The organism is Marinobacter sp. BW6, from assembly GCF_008107725.1.
GTDB lineage: Bacteria > Pseudomonadota > Gammaproteobacteria > Pseudomonadales > Oleiphilaceae > Marinobacter.
Window position 1 is genome coordinate 60,491 of record NZ_VIRN01000050.1, and the last position, 16,614, is coordinate 77,104.

The following is a 16,614-nucleotide window of genomic DNA, read 5'->3' on the forward strand; positions in this document are numbered from 1 at the left end:
AGGTACTTATACCGACTATCGCCGATATCCGCAGATGACTTACTCGTCGTCTTCTTCCTTGAGCAGATCACGAGTAATCTTGCCTTCGGCAATTTCGCGCAGGGCAATGACCGTAGGCTTATCATTTTCTTCAGCCACCATCGGCTCGGCACCCTTGGTAGCGAGCTGACGGGCACGCTTGGTAGCCAGCATTACCAGCTGGAAGCGGTTATCAACGTTTTCCAGACAATCTTCAACGGTAACTCGTGCCATAACTTCCCCGACTCATAAAATGACTGTTTCAGCAGACCGCACAGTTTACTGCGGCCGGTTCAATTTGTATACAGGAAAACCCCGTATCAGCCGGGGCCGGACAATCCCGCCAGTAACACCCGGTGCCTTGGTTGCTGTACTTCCATGCGAAGGCGCTGAGCCCGGACAATGGCAAGCAGATCCCCGAGGGCAGCACTGAAATCATCATTAACCACAAGGAAATCGAACTCCACCGCGTGGCGGCACTCTTCTTCGGCCTCTGCCAGGCGGCGCTCCACCACCTCCGGCGCGTCGGTGCCTCGCCCCACCAGCCGCTCACGCAACACTTCAGGCGAAGGCGGGACAATGAAAATGCTGACACATTCGGGAATCAGTCGGCGTACCTGCGCAGCACCCTGCCAATCAATCTCCAGGATCACATCCTCACCCTTTGCCAGGGTTTCCCGTACCCAGACCTGGGAGGTGCCATAATAGTTGCCAAAGACATCGGCGTGCTCCAGGAAATCACCGCGGGCGATCATGGCCTCAAACTCAACCCGACCGACAAAATGGTAATTCACCCCGTCCTGCTCACCCTCTCGCATGGTGCGTGTAGTGTGGGAGACCGAAACACCGAGCTTCTCGTCATTGCGGAGCATTTCCGCCACAAGGCTGGTCTTGCCGGCACCGGATGGCGCGGAGATGACGTACAGAGTACCCTGTTCAACTGCCTGACTCATAACCCGAGAACTCCAAACCTGGACACGACGGCCGCAACTTCCGACCGGTAAAGCACGGAATTATACGGACTTTGGCAAAACACCGCACCCCGGAAGGGCGCCAGCTGATACCATTTGCCTATCCATCTGTTCAGTGACTGCAAGATTCCATGCGAACCACCATCGATATCACCCTGAAGCAAACCGGCAAAGCCATAGACGCCCTGAGCGAGGCGACGCCAGGCCTCTCCCGCCAGAAGATCAAGGACGCCATGGCGAAGGGCGCGTGCTGGTGGACCCATAAGGGGAAACGCCTTCGACTTCGCCGGGCCACGAAGGAACTGAAGCCGGGCATCCGGCTGCAGCTTTACTACGATGAAACGGTATTGGCGAGAAAACCGGAGGAGCCGGTTCTACTGGAGGATCTTGGACGCTACACGGTCTGGTTCAAACCACACGGACTGCTGGCCCAGGGTTCGCAATGGGGTGACCATTGCAGCCTGCTGCGACTGGCGGAAGTTCGGCTTGAGCGGCCGTGCCACCTGATTCACCGACTCGACGCCGATGCCGCCGGGCTGATGCTGATTGCCCACGACCCGAAAGCAGCGGGCGCCCTGTCCCAGCGCTTCTCGGACCGGGCCATGACCAAACACTACAAGGCCAGGGTGTCCGGTTTGATGGACACGCAGGACCAGCTCGTTGACGCCCCCGTAGAGGGCAAGCCGGCTATCAGCAGAGTCTCGACGCTGGAGATTGACGAGTTCGAGCAGACCTCCCTGGTCCAGGTCAGCATCGAAACCGGTAGGAAACACCAGATACGCCGGCACCTGGCTGGACTGGGGCATCCGATCATCGGTGATCACCTCTATGGCAAAGCCGCAGGATTACCTTTGCAGCTCTTAGCCTTTCACCTCGAATTCGATTGCCCTCTGAACAAACGCAAGATGGTGCTTGAGCTGCCAACGGAACTGGACGCCCTGAAACAGAACTGAGCACCGCGGCAGGGCCCGAATTATTCCAGGTTCTGCACCTGCTCCCGCATCTGCTCGATCAGAACTTTCAAATCCACCGCAATGCGGGTGACGCCTGCATCGATACTCTTACTACTCAGGGTATTGGCCTCCCGGTTCAGCTCCTGCATCAGAAAGTCCAGCCGCCGGCCAATGGCATCCTCGCTTTTCAGGGTATCGGACACTTCGCCGATATGGGCGTCCAGTCGATCCAGCTCCTCGGCGACGTCGCTTTTCTGGGCCAGCATGACCATCTCCTGAGCCACCCGCTCGGCATCCAGCTCCACTTTGGCTTTCTCGAACCGCTCGCGAAGTGTTTTTTCCTGGGCCTCGAGCAATTCTGGCATACGTTTACGCACGTCAGCGACGAGATCGCCCATCGTATGCAGGCGATCCTCGAACAGCGGCCGAAGGCGCTCACCCTCGCGCTCACGTACCGATGCGAGTTCGGCCACGGTCTGCTCAAACAGGCCGACAGCAGCCTCTTTGGCAGGGCCATAGTCCTGCTCGGGCACCGACAGCACTCCCGGCCACCGAAGGATGTCGAGAGCATTAATGTGGGCCGGATTGTCCAGCATCCGGTTGATGTGATTGGCCGCCTCGTTCACTGCCTGTGCCATTTCTTCACTTATTTCGAAGCTCTGGGACCCTTTCTCTACCGACTGCAGGCGCATGGACACATCCACCTTGCCCCGTTTCAACTGTTTTCTCAGCTCCTCCCGAAACCGGTTTTCCAGCTCACGGAATGCCTCCGGCAGACGGAACGAGGGCTCCAGATATCGGTGATTCACAGTCCGGATTTCACAGGTCAGCGTACCCCAGTCTCCCTGGACATCCTTGCGGGCAAATGCAGTCATACTTCGGATCATGTCGGCTCCGCTTATGGTTAATGATCAGTAATCGAGTTTAACAGGCTCTTAACAGCTACGGCGAACCGGACAAAAGCCCAACCCCAACGTGTTATACTGACCGCCCTTTTCGACATACGTTCGACCGGGACACGCGCCCGGACATTCAATACTGACTTCAGGAAACACTATGCGTCCAAGCGGCAGAACGCCCGAGCAACCCAGAGATGTTCGAATTACCCGCAACTATACCCGTCACGCCGAAGGCTCCGTGCTGGTGGAATTCGGGGACACCAAAGTCATCTGTACCGCCTCCGTCGAAAACAAGGTTCCCCCGTTTCTGAGGGGCGAAGGCAAGGGCTGGATCACCGCCGAATACGGCATGTTGCCCCGCTCCACCGGCAGCCGCATGGGCCGGGAAGCAGCGCGTGGCAAACAGGGCGGCCGCACCGTTGAAATCCAGCGTCTGATCGGCCGATCCCTTCGCGCCGCTGTCGATCTGACCGCCCTCGGTGAACACTCCATCACTATCGATTGCGACGTCATCCAGGCCGATGGCGGCACCCGCACTGCAGCCATCACCGGCGGCTGCGTGGCATTGGTCGATGCCCTGAATCATCTGGTCGCCGAGAAGCGCCTGAAGAAATCCCCCCTCAAGCAGATGATCGCGGCGTTCTCAGTTGGCGTTTACAAGGGGACTCCGGTGGTGGATCTGGACTACCCGGAAGACTCCGAAGCCGAAACCGACATGAATGTGATCATGACCGACCGGGGCGGCTTTATTGAAATCCAGGGAACTGCGGAAGGTGCACCATTTGACCAGTCAGAACTGGACAGTATGCTGACTCTGGCCAAACAGGGTATTGAGCAGTTGTTTGAGATTCAGAAGGCGGCGCTGGCGAATTAAGATTGACGCCCGCGGTCCCGGAGGGGTAAGCCTTTCCGGGACACGCTTCGAGCACATCCATGTGCGCTCGGCTCCGGCCTTCCCTGGCCGGAGACGGTCCCGGAAAGGCTTACCCCTCCGAACCCGCTACTGTTCAGGTAAGATCTCGCTTCAGAAGCCGATTTCGATGTCGTAATCCATGATCACCGGGGCGTGATCGGAGAAGCGTGTTGAATCGTCAATCCAGCCATCTTCGATGGTCTTCCGGATTCCCGGTGTCAGCAGCTGGTAGTCCACCCGGATGCCAGCATTCTTGCGGGACCCTTCGGCCTGCTCGGGCCACCAGGTGAACTGGTTGCTCTGCTTGTTAATTTCGCGGAAACCGTCGATACAGCCCATCTCATCGAACAGGCGATCCAGCCAGGCACGCTCGTGGGGCAGGAAACCGGAGAAATCGAGCTTATGGTATAGAGGGCTGGCATCAGTCACATGATGAGCCGTCTGGAGGTTGGCGCAGAAAATGAATTGCCGGCGCTTGCGCAGCGTTTTCTGCATATGCAGGCCGAAGGACTCCATGAACTCGTCCTTGTGGTCCAGCACCGTCAGGTCGTCCTCGCCGATCAGTTCTTCTTCACGGCCAAGGGCAGAAGGGGCCAGCACGCAAGCCACGGAAACCTTGTCAAAATCGGCCTGAATAAACCGACCTTCTCGGTCCGCCTGCTCATTGGCAAACCCGTACATGATGGCTTTCGGGAAGTGGCGAGTGTAAATACCAACACCGCCATCCTCGTTTTTCTCACCATCAATGAAATAAGCTTCGTAGCCTTCCGGAATCAGGTTGTAATCCTCAATCTCGTAGGCCCGCATGCGATGATCCTGGACACAGACCACGTCAGCGTCCTGCTCCGCCAGCCAGTCGAAAAAGCCTTTTTCAACGGCCTGGGCGAGGCCATTGACGCTGATTGATACTACCCGCATACGTGTTCCCTGATTCGGTTTGTGTGTATGATACCGGTTTTACGCGCTAATTAAAGATCAACACCCGCCAGAAGCCTTGTCATGCACGACTATCAGCAAAAATTTATCGAATTTGCCATCCGCCGGAATGTACTACGCTTTGGTGAGTTCACGCTTAAGTCAGGCCGAACCAGCCCATACTTTTTCAACGCTGGCCTGTTCAACACCGGGGACGACCTGCTTCAGTTAAGCAAGGCCTATGCCGCCGCGATCGCACGCAGCGGGCTGGATTATGACATTATTTTCGGGCCTGCCTATAAGGGCATTCCGTTGGCCACGGTCACAGCCATGGCGCTGGCTACAGACGGTAACAGCAAACCCTTTGCGTTTAACCGCAAGGAAAAGAAAGATCATGGAGAGGGCGGCAACATTGTTGGCGCACCGTTGCAGGGCAAAGTACTGATTGTGGATGATGTGATTACCGCCGGTACCGCGATCCGGGAATCCATCGACATCATCCGGGCCGCCGGGGCCGAACCGGCCGGCGTCCTTATTGCGCTGGATCGGCAGGAAAAAGGCAATGGCGAACTGTCCGCTATCCAGGAAGTGGAGAAGGAGTTCGGCATCCCTGTAGTGAGCATCATTCGTCTTGAACAGGTCCTGGACTACCTCAAAGCCAACCCGGAGTTTGCCGGGCATGCAGAGAAGGTAGCCAGTTATCGAGATCGTTACGGAGTCTGACTGATGGCCAATCGTCTGACCGCACTTTCTGTCAAAGCTACGGCATTGGCGCTGACTCTGGGCTTCTCTGCCCAGGTGGCCGCCAATATGTACCGTTACACGGATGAAAACGGCCAGATCGTAATCAGCAGCACCATACCCCAGGAAGCCACCAAGCGGGGCTATGACATTCTGAGCAACAATGGCCGCGTGATTGAGACCATCCCTCCGGCGCCAACCGAAGAAGAGATTGCTGCCCGGGAAGCAGAGAAACAGCGGCAGAAGGAACTCGCAGAACAACGTGAGCAAGACAGGCTGCTACTCAAGCGCTTCAGCCACCCGGATCAGGCGGTGAAAGCCATGCACCGGAAAATCCGGGAGCTCGAAGGCCTGATCCAACTCAAGCGAGGCAACATATCGGTTATATCCAGCCAACTGGATAACGAACAGAGCCGTGCCGCCGACATGGAGCGGGCCGGACGTGAGATTCCCGAATCTACTCTGGAAAAAATCCGTCGACTCGAAGCCCAGGTACGTGACATTGAGCGGGAAATTACCTCACAAACTCAAGAGATCGAAGAACTGCGCAAAGCCTTTGAGGCCGACATCGAGCGACTGGAAGAGGTCACGGGCGAGGCGCGGACCTTGCCACTCGATCATACCGACACCGAAAACTGATCCTTCGCTGGAATCTCGCTGCAGAAAAAAAGGCCGCCGGTTTTACCCGGCGGCCTTTTCGTTTCACTCACCGTTCGGTGAGACGCTATCCGCGGTTCAGGCGGAAGCGGTGCTCTTGTTGGCAGTAGAAGCAGACTTGCGTGCAGTGGTCTTGCGCGCAGCCGGCTTCTTGGGCTCAACAGACTTCTTGGCACCCTGAGCCGCGTCAGACACCTCTTCAGCGGCCTCTGCTACGGCATCAGCGCCTTCTGCTGCTTCTTTCTCCAGCTTGGCGACCAGGTCACCAGCGAAGCTACCGAAACGGGTGTTCAGGCTGCGCAGCTGCTCGAACAGGCTGTCGCTGTAACCGTTGTAACGCTTGCGCAGGGTCTTAACGCTATATTCACGCGCCTCGGACTCCAGCTTCTCCGCGTAGTCGAACGGTTTGGAAGCCAGCTTCTTCTGCTGCTCTTCAGCGGCATTGATGCCCTTGTCTACGATTTCCTGAAGCTGTTCCTGATAGGACTTGAGTTTACCCATGATGAATCTCCTTGGTTTCCTGAAAGTTCCAAGACCCTGTCGAAACCAGTGCAACGAGGGCCTTACTTCGATCTCAGGATTCAAGTTACGCCTTAAAATTAGAATGTTCATACTAAAAGCAGGCGCGAAAAGCTCACGGGCTCTACCAGCGGAAAATCACCCAACTGGGCACCAACATGTCGGAGTCGGTTTCCCGGATCCAGCCGCCACCATCTGCCGGCACCAGGTAATACTCCGGCCCGACCTCCGGCACGACCTTGATTTCCATGAGCTGGCCATTGACCCGGTATTCGTAGAACACTTCCTTCTCGCCGGGGCGGATCACAATCTCCGGGCCCTCGCTCGCGGGCTGGTAATCAGAGATCACCACAGGCTCCTCGGGCGTTGCCACCGGCGTCTCATCCAGGGCGCCGTCTTCCTGGGCCAACGCAGCCAGGGGCAAACAGGCGAGCAACAAAGCCGGACAGGCGATTCGTTTCATTTTCGTGATACCCTTTCGTCCATCGATTTCAGTACAGAGTTGCATAAGCCAACCCACGCTTCAATCAGATTCCGGACCTGTTTTGACATGACCAGCAAAAACACACCACCCGTGGTTCTTGTGGACGGATCGTCCTATCTTTTCCGTGCATATCATGCACTTCCGCCACTAACCACCAGCAAGGACCACCCCACCGGAGCGATCAAAGGTGTGATCAGCATGATCCGGCGCCTGGAGCAGGATTTTCCCGGATCCAAAATGGTGGTGGTCTTCGACGCCAAGGGCAAAACTTTCCGACATGACCTCTATGAGGAGTACAAGGCCAACCGGCCGCCGATGCCGGAGGATCTGGCCTGCCAGATCGAGCCCATTCACGAGATCGTGAAGGCCATGGGGCTGCCACTGCTGATGGTGACAGGTGTTGAGGCCGACGATGTGATCGGCACTCTCGCCAACGAAGCGACCAGCAAGGGCATCGATGTGGTGGTTTCCACCGGGGACAAGGATATGGCGCAGCTGGTCAGTGATCACGTCACCCTGATCAACACCATGACTGAAACCCGGATGGATCGGGACGGTGTGGTGGAAAAGTTCGGCGTCACCCCGGAGCAGATCGTTGATTACCTGGCCCTGGTAGGCGACAAAGTGGACAACATCCCGGGTGTGAACAAGTGCGGCCCCAAAACCGCGGTCAAATGGCTGCAGAGCTACGACAACCTGGACAACGTCATCGAACACGCGGGCGAGATCAAGGGCAAGATCGGTGAATACCTGCGGGACGCGACGAAGACCCTGCCTCTGAGCCGTGAACTGGCTACCATCCGCACCGACGTGGAACTGGATTTTGGCCTCGAGGACCTGAAACTCCGGGAGCAGGACGACCAGCAATTGCTTGAGCTGTTCAAGGAATATGAACTCCGCAGTTGGATTGCCGAACTGGAAGAGGGAGACACTTCATCCTCCGGCAACGCTCAAGCCGTCGATAACAAGCCCAACCCGGAAACCGGCAAGAAAGACTACAGCATCATCACTGACCAGCAAGAACTGGATCAATGGCTGGAACGCCTTAAATCGACCGAACTGTTTGCCTTCGACACAGAAACCACCAGCCTTCGCTACATGGACGCCGAAATCGTGGGTGTCTCATTCGCGATTCAACAAGGCGAAGCCGCCTATGTCCCACTGGGGCACGACTACATGGGCGCGCCAGAGCAGCTGGATCGTGATCAGGTGCTGGATCAGCTCAAACCACTGTTGGAGGACCCCGACCTGGCCAAGGTCGGGCAGAACCTGAAATACGACAAGAATGTACTGGCCAATCACGGCATTACCCTGGAGGGCATTGCCGAAGACACCATGCTGGAGTCCTACGTTCTGAATTCTGTGGCTACCCGGCACGACATGGACAGCCTCGCCATGTACTACCTGGGCGAGAAGACCATCAGCTTTGAATCCATTGCCGGCAAAGGCGCCAAGCAACTTACCTTCAACCAGATCGAACTGGAAAAGGCCGCCCCCTATGCCGCCGAGGATGCGGACATCACCCTGCGCCTGCACCAGACCCTGAGACCGAAGCTGAAGGAGACCGGAAAACTGGCATCTGTCTACGAAGAAATCGAGTTGCCGCTGGTACCGGTGCTTTCGCGTATGGAGCAACGCGGCACCCTGATCAGCGCCAGCACCCTGCGCCAGCACAGCCAGGAACTGGCAGAACGTATGGCGGAGCTAGAGAAGGAAGCTCACGAGGTCGCCGGCGAGACCTTCAACCTGGGTTCCACCAAGCAGCTGCAGGCGATCTTCTACGACAAGATGGGCCTGCCTGTCATCAAGAAAACCCCCAAGGGTGCACCATCAACGGCGGAACCGGTGCTTCAGGAACTGGCCCACGAACACGAGCTGCCGCGCCTGATTCTTGAACATCGAAGCCTGAGCAAGCTGAAGTCCACATATACCGACACCCTGCCGGAGCTGATTCACCACCGAACCGGTCGGGTCCACACCTCCTACCATCAGGCTGTCACCGCCACCGGTCGGCTCTCGTCGTCGGAGCCTAACCTGCAGAACATCCCCATTCGCAGCGAGCAGGGACGTCGTATACGGCAGGCCTTTATCGCACCTGAGGGTTACAAGCTGGTGGCTGCCGACTACTCCCAGATCGAGCTGCGAATCATGGCTCACCTCTCCGGCGACAAGGGGCTGCTAAAAGCGTTCGAGAACGGCGAAGACATCCACAAGGCAACGGCATCGGAAGTATTTGGCGTCAGCCTGGAGAAAGTGTCCTCAGACCAGCGCCGCAGTGCAAAGGCCATCAACTTCGGCCTGATCTACGGCATGTCCGCCTTTGGCCTGTCCCGGCAACTGGACGTGGAACGCAAACTCGCCCAACAGTACATCGACCGCTATTTCGAGCGCTACCCCGGCGTTCTGAAATACATGGATAACATCCGCAAGCAGGCCCACGACGATGGCTTCGTGGAGACGCTCTTCGGCCGTCGCCTGTACCTACCGGAGATAAACGCTCGTAACAAACAGCTGCAACAGGCCGCCGAGCGCACCGCCATCAACGCGCCCATGCAAGGCACAGCAGCGGACATTATCAAGCGTGCCATGGTGGATGTGGAAAACTGGCTACTAGAGGAACACGCCGATGAAGCCCGCATGACCATGCAGGTTCACGATGAACTGATTCTGGAAGTGAAAGAATCGGCGCTCGACAAGATCCGGTCAGGACTGGAGAAGCGGATGTCCGCAGCGGCAGATCTGGACGTTCCGCTTCTGGTGGAAGCCGGTGCCGGCGACAACTGGGACGAGGCGCACTAAGTCACCCCAAAACAGGGCACGGACGCCCATGTACGCACCGAAACAGCCCACACTGACAAAAACTGAATCTGCCCTCAGTTTTCGTGGCGCGCCGCCAAGCCTCGAGAGCTCTCTCCCGGCAGGATCCCCCGCGGTTACGGCACGAAATTCGCTACTAATCCAGAGTCGGCGCCCTGCCGCATCGGACACTCCGGGCAGCGCCATGTTGTGACATCCATCTCCGAGGCTCATACCATGACTTCTCTGGCATCTGAACGTAGCTGGCTGCTGGACCCCAGCGTGCTGAAACTGGTTCACCAGTGCCGCCGCCTGATTCACACCGAATTCGGCGTCAAACTGCACCTCACGGAAGAGCATCTGGCACAGCAACTGGCGGAATACGCCCGAAAAACCCGCTCAACTCAATTGAGCCGCACTTGGGATACTCTGAAAGAGCAGGTTCCGCAGCTGAATATCGAACCCGAGGAAGAAGACGACGGTTTGAAGCGTAACTATCGAGGCCAGGTGATCGCGGATGCGCCAACGGCATCAGCAGAGGACCAAGAGGAAGGAGAGGTAGAGCCGCCACGGAAGAAGAAGGTCATCTACCGTGGCCAGGTGGTTGGCTGACCGGCCTTCCGCCTGGTCAACCAGATTCGCAAGGGATTAGAAGGACTTGCTTACCTCGAACGCAGCGCTCCACGCGCTCAGATCGTACTCAGCAGCGTAAAGGCTTGGATCCTGAACACCGGGCGCCAGTTCCGCGATCTCGCTCGGATTATCATGCTGGTAGTTCCGATCATTAACTCGTGGATTGTCCGTGAACAAGAGAGTTCCAACGGCAACGTCAACCGTCCAGCCACTTTGGGCATCAGCCCATTGGGCACCAAGAGTCAGCCAGTGACGATCACTGGAGGGAATTCGGGCGGTGACATACTGATTCACAGGCGACTCATCCCAGGCATATCCGGCTTTGAGCGCCCACTCAGGCGAAGCCTGCCAGATAGCACCAGCGTTAACCTGCCAGCTGTTTTTCCATTGCTCGGTAACGTGAGAAATCACAGCGCCCTCTTGCGGCGCACCACTAATGGCACCGCCAGTCTCGGTGCTGACGATATCAAGCTCCTCGAACCGACTCCAACGAGCGTAGGTTGCACCGGCCAGCAAAGTAACGTCATCGGTCAGGCTGTGACGAATGCCGAGCGTGGCGCTCTCAGGAATCGCCAAAGGCACCTTGATACTCTCTGAGGCGGACAGAGTCGGCCCCATCGGGTTGGCCGGATTAGGTATGCCAGAGATTGCCAGGTCACCCTCCAGCTCGAGTTCCGTGCCCGTCTGAAGCGTGAGGCCAATCTGAGTAGCACTGGTCAGCTCATAAAGAAATCCAACACGGAACGTCATGCCAACATCGTCACCCTCCGCATCCGCATAAGGCTCCTCAAGCGCAAGCGCTGCTGCCCCGACTTGAGCACTGATGTCCTGGTAGCGGCTCAAGCGCCCTTCGGCGTAGAGGAGATTCAAACCAACACCCATTGAAAGGCCCTGGCCATTGTTCAGAGAAATCGAGGGCGTGAATGCAATCGCTGTGAGCTCTGTTTTGTCCGCGAAAAAACGCCCTGCAAAGTCGTTATCGTAATCCGCCGCCAAACCATAAGGCGCATGGATGCCGAAACCCACGTCGATGGAATCGTTGACTTCATGGCTCAGATAAAAATTCGGCAGCACTGCAGGGTCAGCAATATCTCCACCGTTGCTGGCCGGGCTTACAGGTACCGCAGGATTGTTTCTGGAGGTCCGGATACTGCTTTCCTTGGCCTCGGCATCAATATCCAGAACCGCAGCACCAAACGAAATATTAGTGCCCGACAGTTGGCTCATACCGGCGGGGTTAAAAAGAACTGTGGTCGCATTTTCGGGATTGGCGGCAGCACCGGCGTTGGCGGTGCCCATGGCACTGGCGCTCTGCTCATTCAGGGAAAAGCCGCCTGCCAGGGCAGAGGCAGGTGCGGCGAGCGCCGCGAGGGTGGTAAGACGTACAGCTCGTGTAAGCATTGAAGATCGGTGGTGCATGGTATCTCCTTATTGAATCGCGCGGAGTATACGCACCACCCCTTACTGGCCTCAAATGCCATTACTAACGGTTCGGGGTCCTACCTTTCTACGACCAAGGTCTAATGATTACTCAGCCGTCAGTCATCCTGAATTGAAAGCTTGTCGACCGAGGATGACAGTTTGTCGGCTCCCTGGGCATCCGCACCCAGCTTGATCATCAGGCGCAGATCATTGGCAGAGTCTGCATGAGCCAGGGCGTCCTCATAGGTAATAGAACCCTCGGCATACAAGTGGTAAAGCGCTTGATCGAAGGTCTGCATACCGGATTCGTTGGACTTGGACATCAGTTCCTTGAGGCGATGGACCTCTCCCTTACGAATCAAATCAGACACCAGCGGGGTATTGATCAGCACCTCGATAACCGCTTTGCGCCCCTTGCCATCGGGTGTTGGCACCAGTTGCTGGGCCACAATGGCCTTTAGATTCAGGGACAGGTCCATCCAGATCTGGTTGTGCTGTTCCGGCGGGAAAAACTGGATGATCCGGTCCAGCGCCTGGTTGGCGTTGTTGGCGTGCAGCGTTGCCAGGCAGAGGTGACCAGTCTCGGCAAATTGCACCGAGTACTCCATGGTCTGCCTGGTACGAACCTCACCGATCAGAATAACGTCTGGCGCCTGACGCAGGGTGTTCTTCAGCGCCACTTCGAAGCTCTCAGTATCGATACCCACCTCACGCTGGGTGACGATACAGCCCTGATGCTGGTGCACAAATTCAATCGGGTCTTCAATGGAAATAATGTGGCCACGGCTATTGCGGTTCCGGTGCCCCAGCATCGCCGCCAACGACGTGGACTTACCGGTACCGGTGGCGCCCACGAACATGATCAGGCCACGCTTGGTCATGGCCAGTTCCTTGATCACCTCCGGCAACGACAGATCATCGATCTGCGGGATCTTTACCTCGATCCGACGCAGTACCATGCCACAGAGGTTACGCTGGAAGAACGCGGACACCCGGAAACGGCCAATGCCCCGCGCACTGATCGCAAAGTTACACTCGTGGGTTTCCTCAAACTCGGCGCGCTGCTTGTCGTTCATCGCGCCGTAGACAAACTCCCTCGTTTGCTCCGGTGTCAGCGCGTTCTTGGTCACAGGCAGCACTTTGCCGTTCACCTTCATGCTCGGCGGCACACCCGCTGTAATAAACAGGTCCGAGCCACCCTTTTCCACCATCAACCGAAGCAGTTTTTCGAATTCCATTTTTCTACCCAATTTTCACTGTTTGGCGCCGAGCGCACCTTGTCAGAAGTTATCCGGCATCTTCGCCTTAGCCCGCGCCGCTTCGCGGGAAATCAGTCCTTTCTGCAGCAACCGCTCAAGGCACTGATCCAGCGTCTGCATGCCCAGGGAACCGCCCGTCTGGATCGACGAGTACATCTGAGCGATCTTGTCTTCCCGGATCAGGTTCCGAATCGCAGACGTGCCAATCATGATCTCGTGTGCCGCAATACGGCCACCGCCCATTTTTTTCATCAGGGTCTGGGAAATAACCGCCTGCAAGGACTCCGACAGCATCGACCGCACCATGGACTTTTCCTCTGCCGGGAAAACGTCGACCACACGGTCAATAGTTTTGGCGGCGGAGGTGGTATGCAGTGTGCCGAACACAAGGTGGCCAGTCTCGGCCGCCGTCAGCGCCAGGCGGATCGTCTCGAGGTCCCGAAGCTCACCCACCAGGATGATGTCGGGGTCTTCCCGCAAGGCTGAGCGCAATGCTTCGTTAAAACCCAGCGTATCCCGATGGACTTCCCTCTGGTTGACCAGACATTTCTTGGAGTCATGTACGAATTCGATGGGGTCTTCAATGGTAAGCACGTGTTCGTAGCGGGAGTCGTTGATGTAGTCGATCATCGCCGCCAGTGTGGTGGACTTACCGGAGCCGGTCGGGCCGGTCACCAATACCAGTCCCCGGGGTACTGAGGACACGTCTTTGAACACCTGGCCCATGCCCAGGTCTTCCATGGTCAGAACTTTCGAGGGGATTGTCCGGAACACGGCACCGGCGCCACGGTTCTGGTTAAAGGCGTTAACACGGAAACGGGCGACACCTGGAACTTCGAAAGAGAAGTCGGTTTCCAGGAATTCCTCGTAGTCCTTGCGCTGCTTGTCGTTCATGATGTCGTAGATCAACCCGTGGACTTCTTTGTGCTCCATGGGCGGCAGGTTGATGCGGCGTACATCACCGTCAACACGAATCATCGGGGGCAGGCCGGCAGAGAGGTGCAAGTCAGACGCACCCTGTTTCGCCGAAAAGGCAAGCAGTTCAGTAATATCCATAGGAATCCTCGGAAGGCTTTTTCTTTTATCCCGGTAGCTTCCGCCCGGCGGGGCCCCGGCGCGGTTCACTTGGCATTTCAGTGACCTGCGGGTAACGTGTCACCGTACAAGTGACAGACCGAGCGTGGCATTCTCACACTATGAGCAGCATAGCAGACAACATCGGGAGCGTAACCCGACGCATACAAAAAGCAACATTGCAGGCCGGCCGTGAGCCAGAGTCTGTGCACTTGCTCGCCGTCAGCAAAACCCGACCTCCGGAAGACCTGCGAGAAGCCTTTGCTGCGGGGCAGCGGGCCTTCGGTGAGAACTACCTCCAGGAAGCACTCGAGAAGATCGAGGCGCTTGCAGATCTCGGGGGCGTCGACTGGCATTTCATCGGCCCGATCCAGTCCAACAAGACCCGGCAGATGGCCTCCGCCTTTTCCTGGGTGCACAGCGTCGACCGCCTCAAGATTGCCCGTCGCCTGAGCGAACAGCGGGATCCTGCGCTGCCGCCATTGAATATCTGCCTTCAGGTCAATATTAATGAGGAAGAGAGTAAATCCGGCTGCACTCTGGATGAACTGCCAGATCTGGCAGCCGAAATCGGCGAATTGCCGAACCTCAGCTTGCGAGGCCTGATGGCCATTCCGGATCCGGATCAGCCCGAAGCAGGGTTGAGAGCCAGTTTCCGGAAACTTGCCAATACTCTGAAACAGCTGCGGTCAGACCATCCCGACGCCGGCCCACTCGACACACTGTCGATAGGCATGTCCGGCGATCTGGAAGTCGCGATTGCGGAAGGCGCCACCTGGGTACGAGTTGGCACCGCCCTATTCGGCAAACGCCCAGTAAAGAGCTGAACCGGCCGGTTCCTGCTATGATCAGGACCGGACGTTTAACCGATCAACCGGGGAGTTAACCTTGAGCACATCACCAACCATTTCTTTTATTGGCGCCGGCAACATGGCCAGCGCCATCATTGGCGGTATGCTGGATAACGGCTACAAAGCCGGCAACATCTGGGTCAGCGCGCCGGACGACGCGCACCTGCAAACGATCCGCAAGCGGTTCGGCGTAAGCGTCACCACAGACAACCGCTACTGCGCCCAACAGGCAGACATGGTGGTTCTCGCGGTAAAACCCCAGGTGATGGCGGATGTCTGTCGCGACATCGCACCGATGGTTCAGAATACCCGTCCTCTCATGGTGTCCATTGCCGCCGGCCTGACAGCCGACACACTGGACGACTGGCTAGGCGGCGGACTGCCAATGGTCCGGGTCATGCCCAACACGCCATCCCTGGTCGGCAAGGGAGCCGCAGGCCTGTTCGCCAACAAAGAGGTCAAAGACAAACAGAAGAAAATGGTGGAATCGGTCTTTGAGAGCATTGGCTCCGCACTTTGGGTCGAGGACGAAAACCTGCTGCACGGTGTAACTGCACTCTCCGGCAGTGGCCCGGCCTACTTCTTCCTGATGCTCGAGGCACTGGAAGAAGCAGCCACCGAAGCCGGCATTGCCGCCGGAACCGCAAGAGAACTGGCCATCCAGACGATGGCAGGAGCCGCCGAAATGGCCGCCCGAAGCGAGCACGACCCCGGCCAGCTCAAGCGCAATGTGATGTCTCCTGGCGGAACCACCGAGCAGGCCATCAACACCTTTGAGGAAGGGGGCATGCGCGATCTGGTGTCGAAAGCCTATAAGGCAGCATTCAAACGCTCGGAAGAAATGGCCAAAGAATTGGCAGGCAAACAGTAACCGATAACGGAGACACGGCTTCATGCTGGCAGATATTCTGATTACCATCCTGCTGATCGCATCCACCTTTTACATGACCATTGTGCTGCTCCGGTTCCTGCTTCAACTGGCGCGGGCGGACTTCTATAACCCGATCTCCCAGTTCGTGGTCAAGGCTACCAATCCACCGCTGCGCCCCCTGCGTCGATTCATTCCGGGCTGGGGCGGCATAGATGGTGCTGCGTTGGTTCTTGCGGTCATCATTCAAGGCATCACTTTCTTCCTGATACTGGTTGCCCTGAACGGCGGCATCCCCGCCATGAATCCGGTCACTCTTCTGGTATGGGCCGTACTGAACGTCCTGGACCTGATCGTGAAGATCTACTTCTGGTCGGTTATTGCGGTAGTGGTGGTCAGTTGGATTGCCCCCGGCAGCGGCCACCCCGCCATTCAGCTGGTCGCCCAGATCACTGAACCGGTGATGCGCCCTGTGCGCAACATCATGCCGTCTATGGGCGGACTTGACCTGTCACCAATCATCGTGTTCCTGATTCTGAACGTGATCTCGGTGGTGATTGAGCATATGAAAATGGCCGCTGGGCTCGGCTCCATTGGCCTGGGTATGTAAACCCTGTCTCAAATATACACTTTGTAACACT

Annotated in this window: 18 protein-coding genes; 9 read left to right on the forward strand and 9 right to left on the reverse strand. The window is 57.2% G+C overall.

The genetic code is table 11. From position 1 onward, the window contains the following. Positions 1 to 39: 39 nt before the first annotated feature. Entirely contained in the window at positions 40 to 252 is a 213-nt protein-coding gene (gene rpoZ, locus FMN52_RS04535) for a DNA-directed RNA polymerase subunit omega (RefSeq protein ID WP_008169593.1), read from the reverse strand. 86 nt (positions 253 to 338) lie between these two features. Beyond that, positions 339 to 971, reverse strand: coding sequence for a guanylate kinase (gmk, locus tag FMN52_RS04540; RefSeq protein ID WP_148607517.1), 633 nt, complete (start codon positions 969 to 971; stop codon positions 339 to 341). A gap of 149 nt (positions 972 to 1,120) precedes the next feature. Here gmk and FMN52_RS04545 point away from each other — a divergent pair, with 149 nt between their 5' ends. Beyond that, positions 1,121 to 1,942, forward strand: a complete 822-nt coding sequence (locus FMN52_RS04545) for an RluA family pseudouridine synthase (protein WP_148607518.1) — start codon at positions 1,121 to 1,123, stop codon at positions 1,940 to 1,942. A gap of 20 nt (positions 1,943 to 1,962) precedes the next feature. On the opposite strand, the gene FMN52_RS04550 is transcribed toward FMN52_RS04545, so the two are convergent. After that, positions 1,963 to 2,829, reverse strand: coding sequence for a YicC/YloC family endoribonuclease (locus FMN52_RS04550; RefSeq protein WP_148607519.1), 867 nt, complete (start codon positions 2,827 to 2,829; stop codon positions 1,963 to 1,965). 169 nt (positions 2,830 to 2,998) lie between these two features. Between FMN52_RS04550 and rph the strand changes: the two genes are divergently transcribed. Continuing rightward, the gene (gene rph / locus FMN52_RS04555) at positions 2,999 to 3,715 is read left to right on the forward strand and encodes a ribonuclease PH (protein WP_148607520.1); all 717 of its coding nucleotides are present in this window, start codon (positions 2,999 to 3,001) and stop codon (positions 3,713 to 3,715) included. Between the two features lie 150 nt (positions 3,716 to 3,865). Here rph and FMN52_RS04560 read toward each other — a convergent pair whose 3' ends face one another. Beyond that, positions 3,866 to 4,672, reverse strand: a complete 807-nt coding sequence (locus tag FMN52_RS04560) for an exodeoxyribonuclease III (RefSeq protein WP_148607521.1) — start codon at positions 4,670 to 4,672, stop codon at positions 3,866 to 3,868. An 81-nt stretch (positions 4,673 to 4,753) separates the two neighbouring features. Here FMN52_RS04560 and pyrE point away from each other — a divergent pair, with 81 nt between their 5' ends. Beyond that, positions 4,754 to 5,392, forward strand: coding sequence for an orotate phosphoribosyltransferase (gene pyrE / locus FMN52_RS04565; protein WP_008174208.1), 639 nt, complete (start codon positions 4,754 to 4,756; stop codon positions 5,390 to 5,392). A gap of 3 nt (positions 5,393 to 5,395) precedes the next feature. After that, a complete protein-coding gene (locus tag FMN52_RS04570; RefSeq protein WP_148607522.1) occupies positions 5,396 to 6,049 on the forward strand; it encodes a DUF4124 domain-containing protein in 654 nt (217 codons plus the stop codon). A 96-nt stretch (positions 6,050 to 6,145) separates the two neighbouring features. Here the strand turns inward: FMN52_RS04570 and FMN52_RS04575 are convergent, their stop codons facing one another. Continuing rightward, positions 6,146 to 6,568: a hypothetical protein gene (locus FMN52_RS04575; protein WP_148607523.1), complete on the reverse strand. Its 423-nt coding sequence runs from the start codon at positions 6,566 to 6,568 to the stop codon at positions 6,146 to 6,148. Between the two features lie 142 nt (positions 6,569 to 6,710). Next, positions 6,711 to 7,049 carry a DUF2782 domain-containing protein gene (locus tag FMN52_RS04580; RefSeq protein ID WP_064228486.1) on the reverse strand — a complete coding sequence of 113 codons (339 nt, stop codon included), beginning with the start codon at positions 7,047 to 7,049 and terminating at the stop codon, positions 6,711 to 6,713. Positions 7,050 to 7,136: 87 nt separating this feature from the next. On the opposite strand from FMN52_RS04580, the gene polA reads away from it, so the two are divergent. Continuing rightward, positions 7,137 to 9,869, forward strand: a complete 2,733-nt coding sequence (gene polA, locus FMN52_RS04585) for a DNA polymerase I (RefSeq protein ID WP_148607524.1) — start codon at positions 7,137 to 7,139, stop codon at positions 9,867 to 9,869. 234 nt (positions 9,870 to 10,103) lie between these two features. Next, the gene (locus FMN52_RS04590; RefSeq protein WP_148607525.1) at positions 10,104 to 10,478 is read left to right on the forward strand and encodes a hypothetical protein; all 375 of its coding nucleotides are present in this window, start codon (positions 10,104 to 10,106) and stop codon (positions 10,476 to 10,478) included. A 36-nt stretch (positions 10,479 to 10,514) separates the two neighbouring features. Here the strand turns inward: FMN52_RS04590 and FMN52_RS04595 are convergent, their stop codons facing one another. From FMN52_RS04595 to FMN52_RS04605, 3 genes are all read right to left on the reverse strand, one after another. After that, on the reverse strand, positions 10,515 to 11,798 hold the full coding sequence (locus FMN52_RS04595) for an outer membrane protein transport protein (protein WP_240339395.1): 1,284 nt from the start codon (positions 11,796 to 11,798) through the stop codon (positions 10,515 to 10,517). 239 nt (positions 11,799 to 12,037) lie between these two features. Beyond that, positions 12,038 to 13,159 (reverse strand): PilT/PilU family type 4a pilus ATPase, encoded by a 1,122-nt coding sequence (locus FMN52_RS04600; protein ID WP_014575888.1) that lies wholly within the window; start codon positions 13,157 to 13,159, stop codon positions 12,038 to 12,040. A gap of 42 nt (positions 13,160 to 13,201) precedes the next feature. Then, complete coding sequence (locus tag FMN52_RS04605) at positions 13,202 to 14,236, reverse strand: type IV pilus twitching motility protein PilT (RefSeq protein WP_148607526.1); 1,035 nt, start codon at positions 14,234 to 14,236, stop codon at positions 13,202 to 13,204. A 140-nt stretch (positions 14,237 to 14,376) separates the two neighbouring features. Here FMN52_RS04605 and FMN52_RS04610 point away from each other — a divergent pair, with 140 nt between their 5' ends. From FMN52_RS04610 to FMN52_RS04620, 3 genes are all read left to right on the forward strand, one after another. Beyond that, positions 14,377 to 15,081 carry a YggS family pyridoxal phosphate-dependent enzyme gene (locus FMN52_RS04610; protein WP_148607527.1) on the forward strand — a complete coding sequence of 235 codons (705 nt, stop codon included), beginning with the start codon at positions 14,377 to 14,379 and terminating at the stop codon, positions 15,079 to 15,081. 61 nt (positions 15,082 to 15,142) lie between these two features. Beyond that, the gene (gene proC, locus FMN52_RS04615) at positions 15,143 to 15,976 is read left to right on the forward strand and encodes a pyrroline-5-carboxylate reductase (RefSeq protein WP_148607528.1); all 834 of its coding nucleotides are present in this window, start codon (positions 15,143 to 15,145) and stop codon (positions 15,974 to 15,976) included. Between the two features lie 22 nt (positions 15,977 to 15,998). Beyond that, the gene (locus FMN52_RS04620) at positions 15,999 to 16,583 is read left to right on the forward strand and encodes a YggT family protein (RefSeq protein ID WP_148607529.1); all 585 of its coding nucleotides are present in this window, start codon (positions 15,999 to 16,001) and stop codon (positions 16,581 to 16,583) included. Positions 16,584 to 16,614: the final 31 nt, after the last annotated feature.

Excerpts from the sequence above, each read along its gene's own strand:
- FMN52_RS04620 (WP_148607529.1), top strand. The coding sequence starts at position 15,999 with ATGCTGGCAGATATTCTGATTACCATCCTGCTGATCGCATCCACCTTT.
- FMN52_RS04605 (WP_148607526.1), bottom strand. The coding sequence starts at position 14,236 with ATGGATATTACTGAACTGCTTGCCTTTTCGGCGAAACAGGGTGCGTCT.
- FMN52_RS04550 (WP_148607519.1), bottom strand. The coding sequence starts at position 2,829 with ATGATCCGAAGTATGACTGCATTTGCCCGCAAGGATGTCCAGGGAGAC.
- FMN52_RS04545 (WP_148607518.1), top strand. The coding sequence starts at position 1,121 with ATGCGAACCACCATCGATATCACCCTGAAGCAAACCGGCAAAGCCATA.
- rpoZ (WP_008169593.1), bottom strand. The coding sequence starts at position 252 with ATGGCACGAGTTACCGTTGAAGATTGTCTGGAAAACGTTGATAACCGC.
- FMN52_RS04560 (WP_148607521.1), bottom strand. The coding sequence starts at position 4,672 with ATGCGGGTAGTATCAATCAGCGTCAATGGCCTCGCCCAGGCCGTTGAA.
- FMN52_RS04610 (WP_148607527.1), top strand. The coding sequence starts at position 14,377 with ATGAGCAGCATAGCAGACAACATCGGGAGCGTAACCCGACGCATACAA.
- FMN52_RS04600 (WP_014575888.1), bottom strand. The coding sequence starts at position 13,159 with ATGGAATTCGAAAAACTGCTTCGGTTGATGGTGGAAAAGGGTGGCTCG.
- FMN52_RS04570 (WP_148607522.1), top strand. The coding sequence starts at position 5,396 with ATGGCCAATCGTCTGACCGCACTTTCTGTCAAAGCTACGGCATTGGCG.
- FMN52_RS04590 (WP_148607525.1), top strand. The coding sequence starts at position 10,104 with ATGACTTCTCTGGCATCTGAACGTAGCTGGCTGCTGGACCCCAGCGTG.
- FMN52_RS04595 (WP_240339395.1), bottom strand. The coding sequence starts at position 11,798 with ATGGGCACCGCCAACGCCGGTGCTGCCGCCAATCCCGAAAATGCGACC.
- FMN52_RS04575 (WP_148607523.1), bottom strand. The coding sequence starts at position 6,568 with ATGGGTAAACTCAAGTCCTATCAGGAACAGCTTCAGGAAATCGTAGAC.
- gmk (WP_148607517.1), bottom strand. The coding sequence starts at position 971 with ATGAGTCAGGCAGTTGAACAGGGTACTCTGTACGTCATCTCCGCGCCA.
- rph (WP_148607520.1), top strand. The coding sequence starts at position 2,999 with ATGCGTCCAAGCGGCAGAACGCCCGAGCAACCCAGAGATGTTCGAATT.
- FMN52_RS04580 (WP_064228486.1), bottom strand. The coding sequence starts at position 7,049 with ATGAAACGAATCGCCTGTCCGGCTTTGTTGCTCGCCTGTTTGCCCCTG.
- polA (WP_148607524.1), top strand. The coding sequence starts at position 7,137 with ATGACCAGCAAAAACACACCACCCGTGGTTCTTGTGGACGGATCGTCC.
- pyrE (WP_008174208.1), top strand. The coding sequence starts at position 4,754 with ATGCACGACTATCAGCAAAAATTTATCGAATTTGCCATCCGCCGGAAT.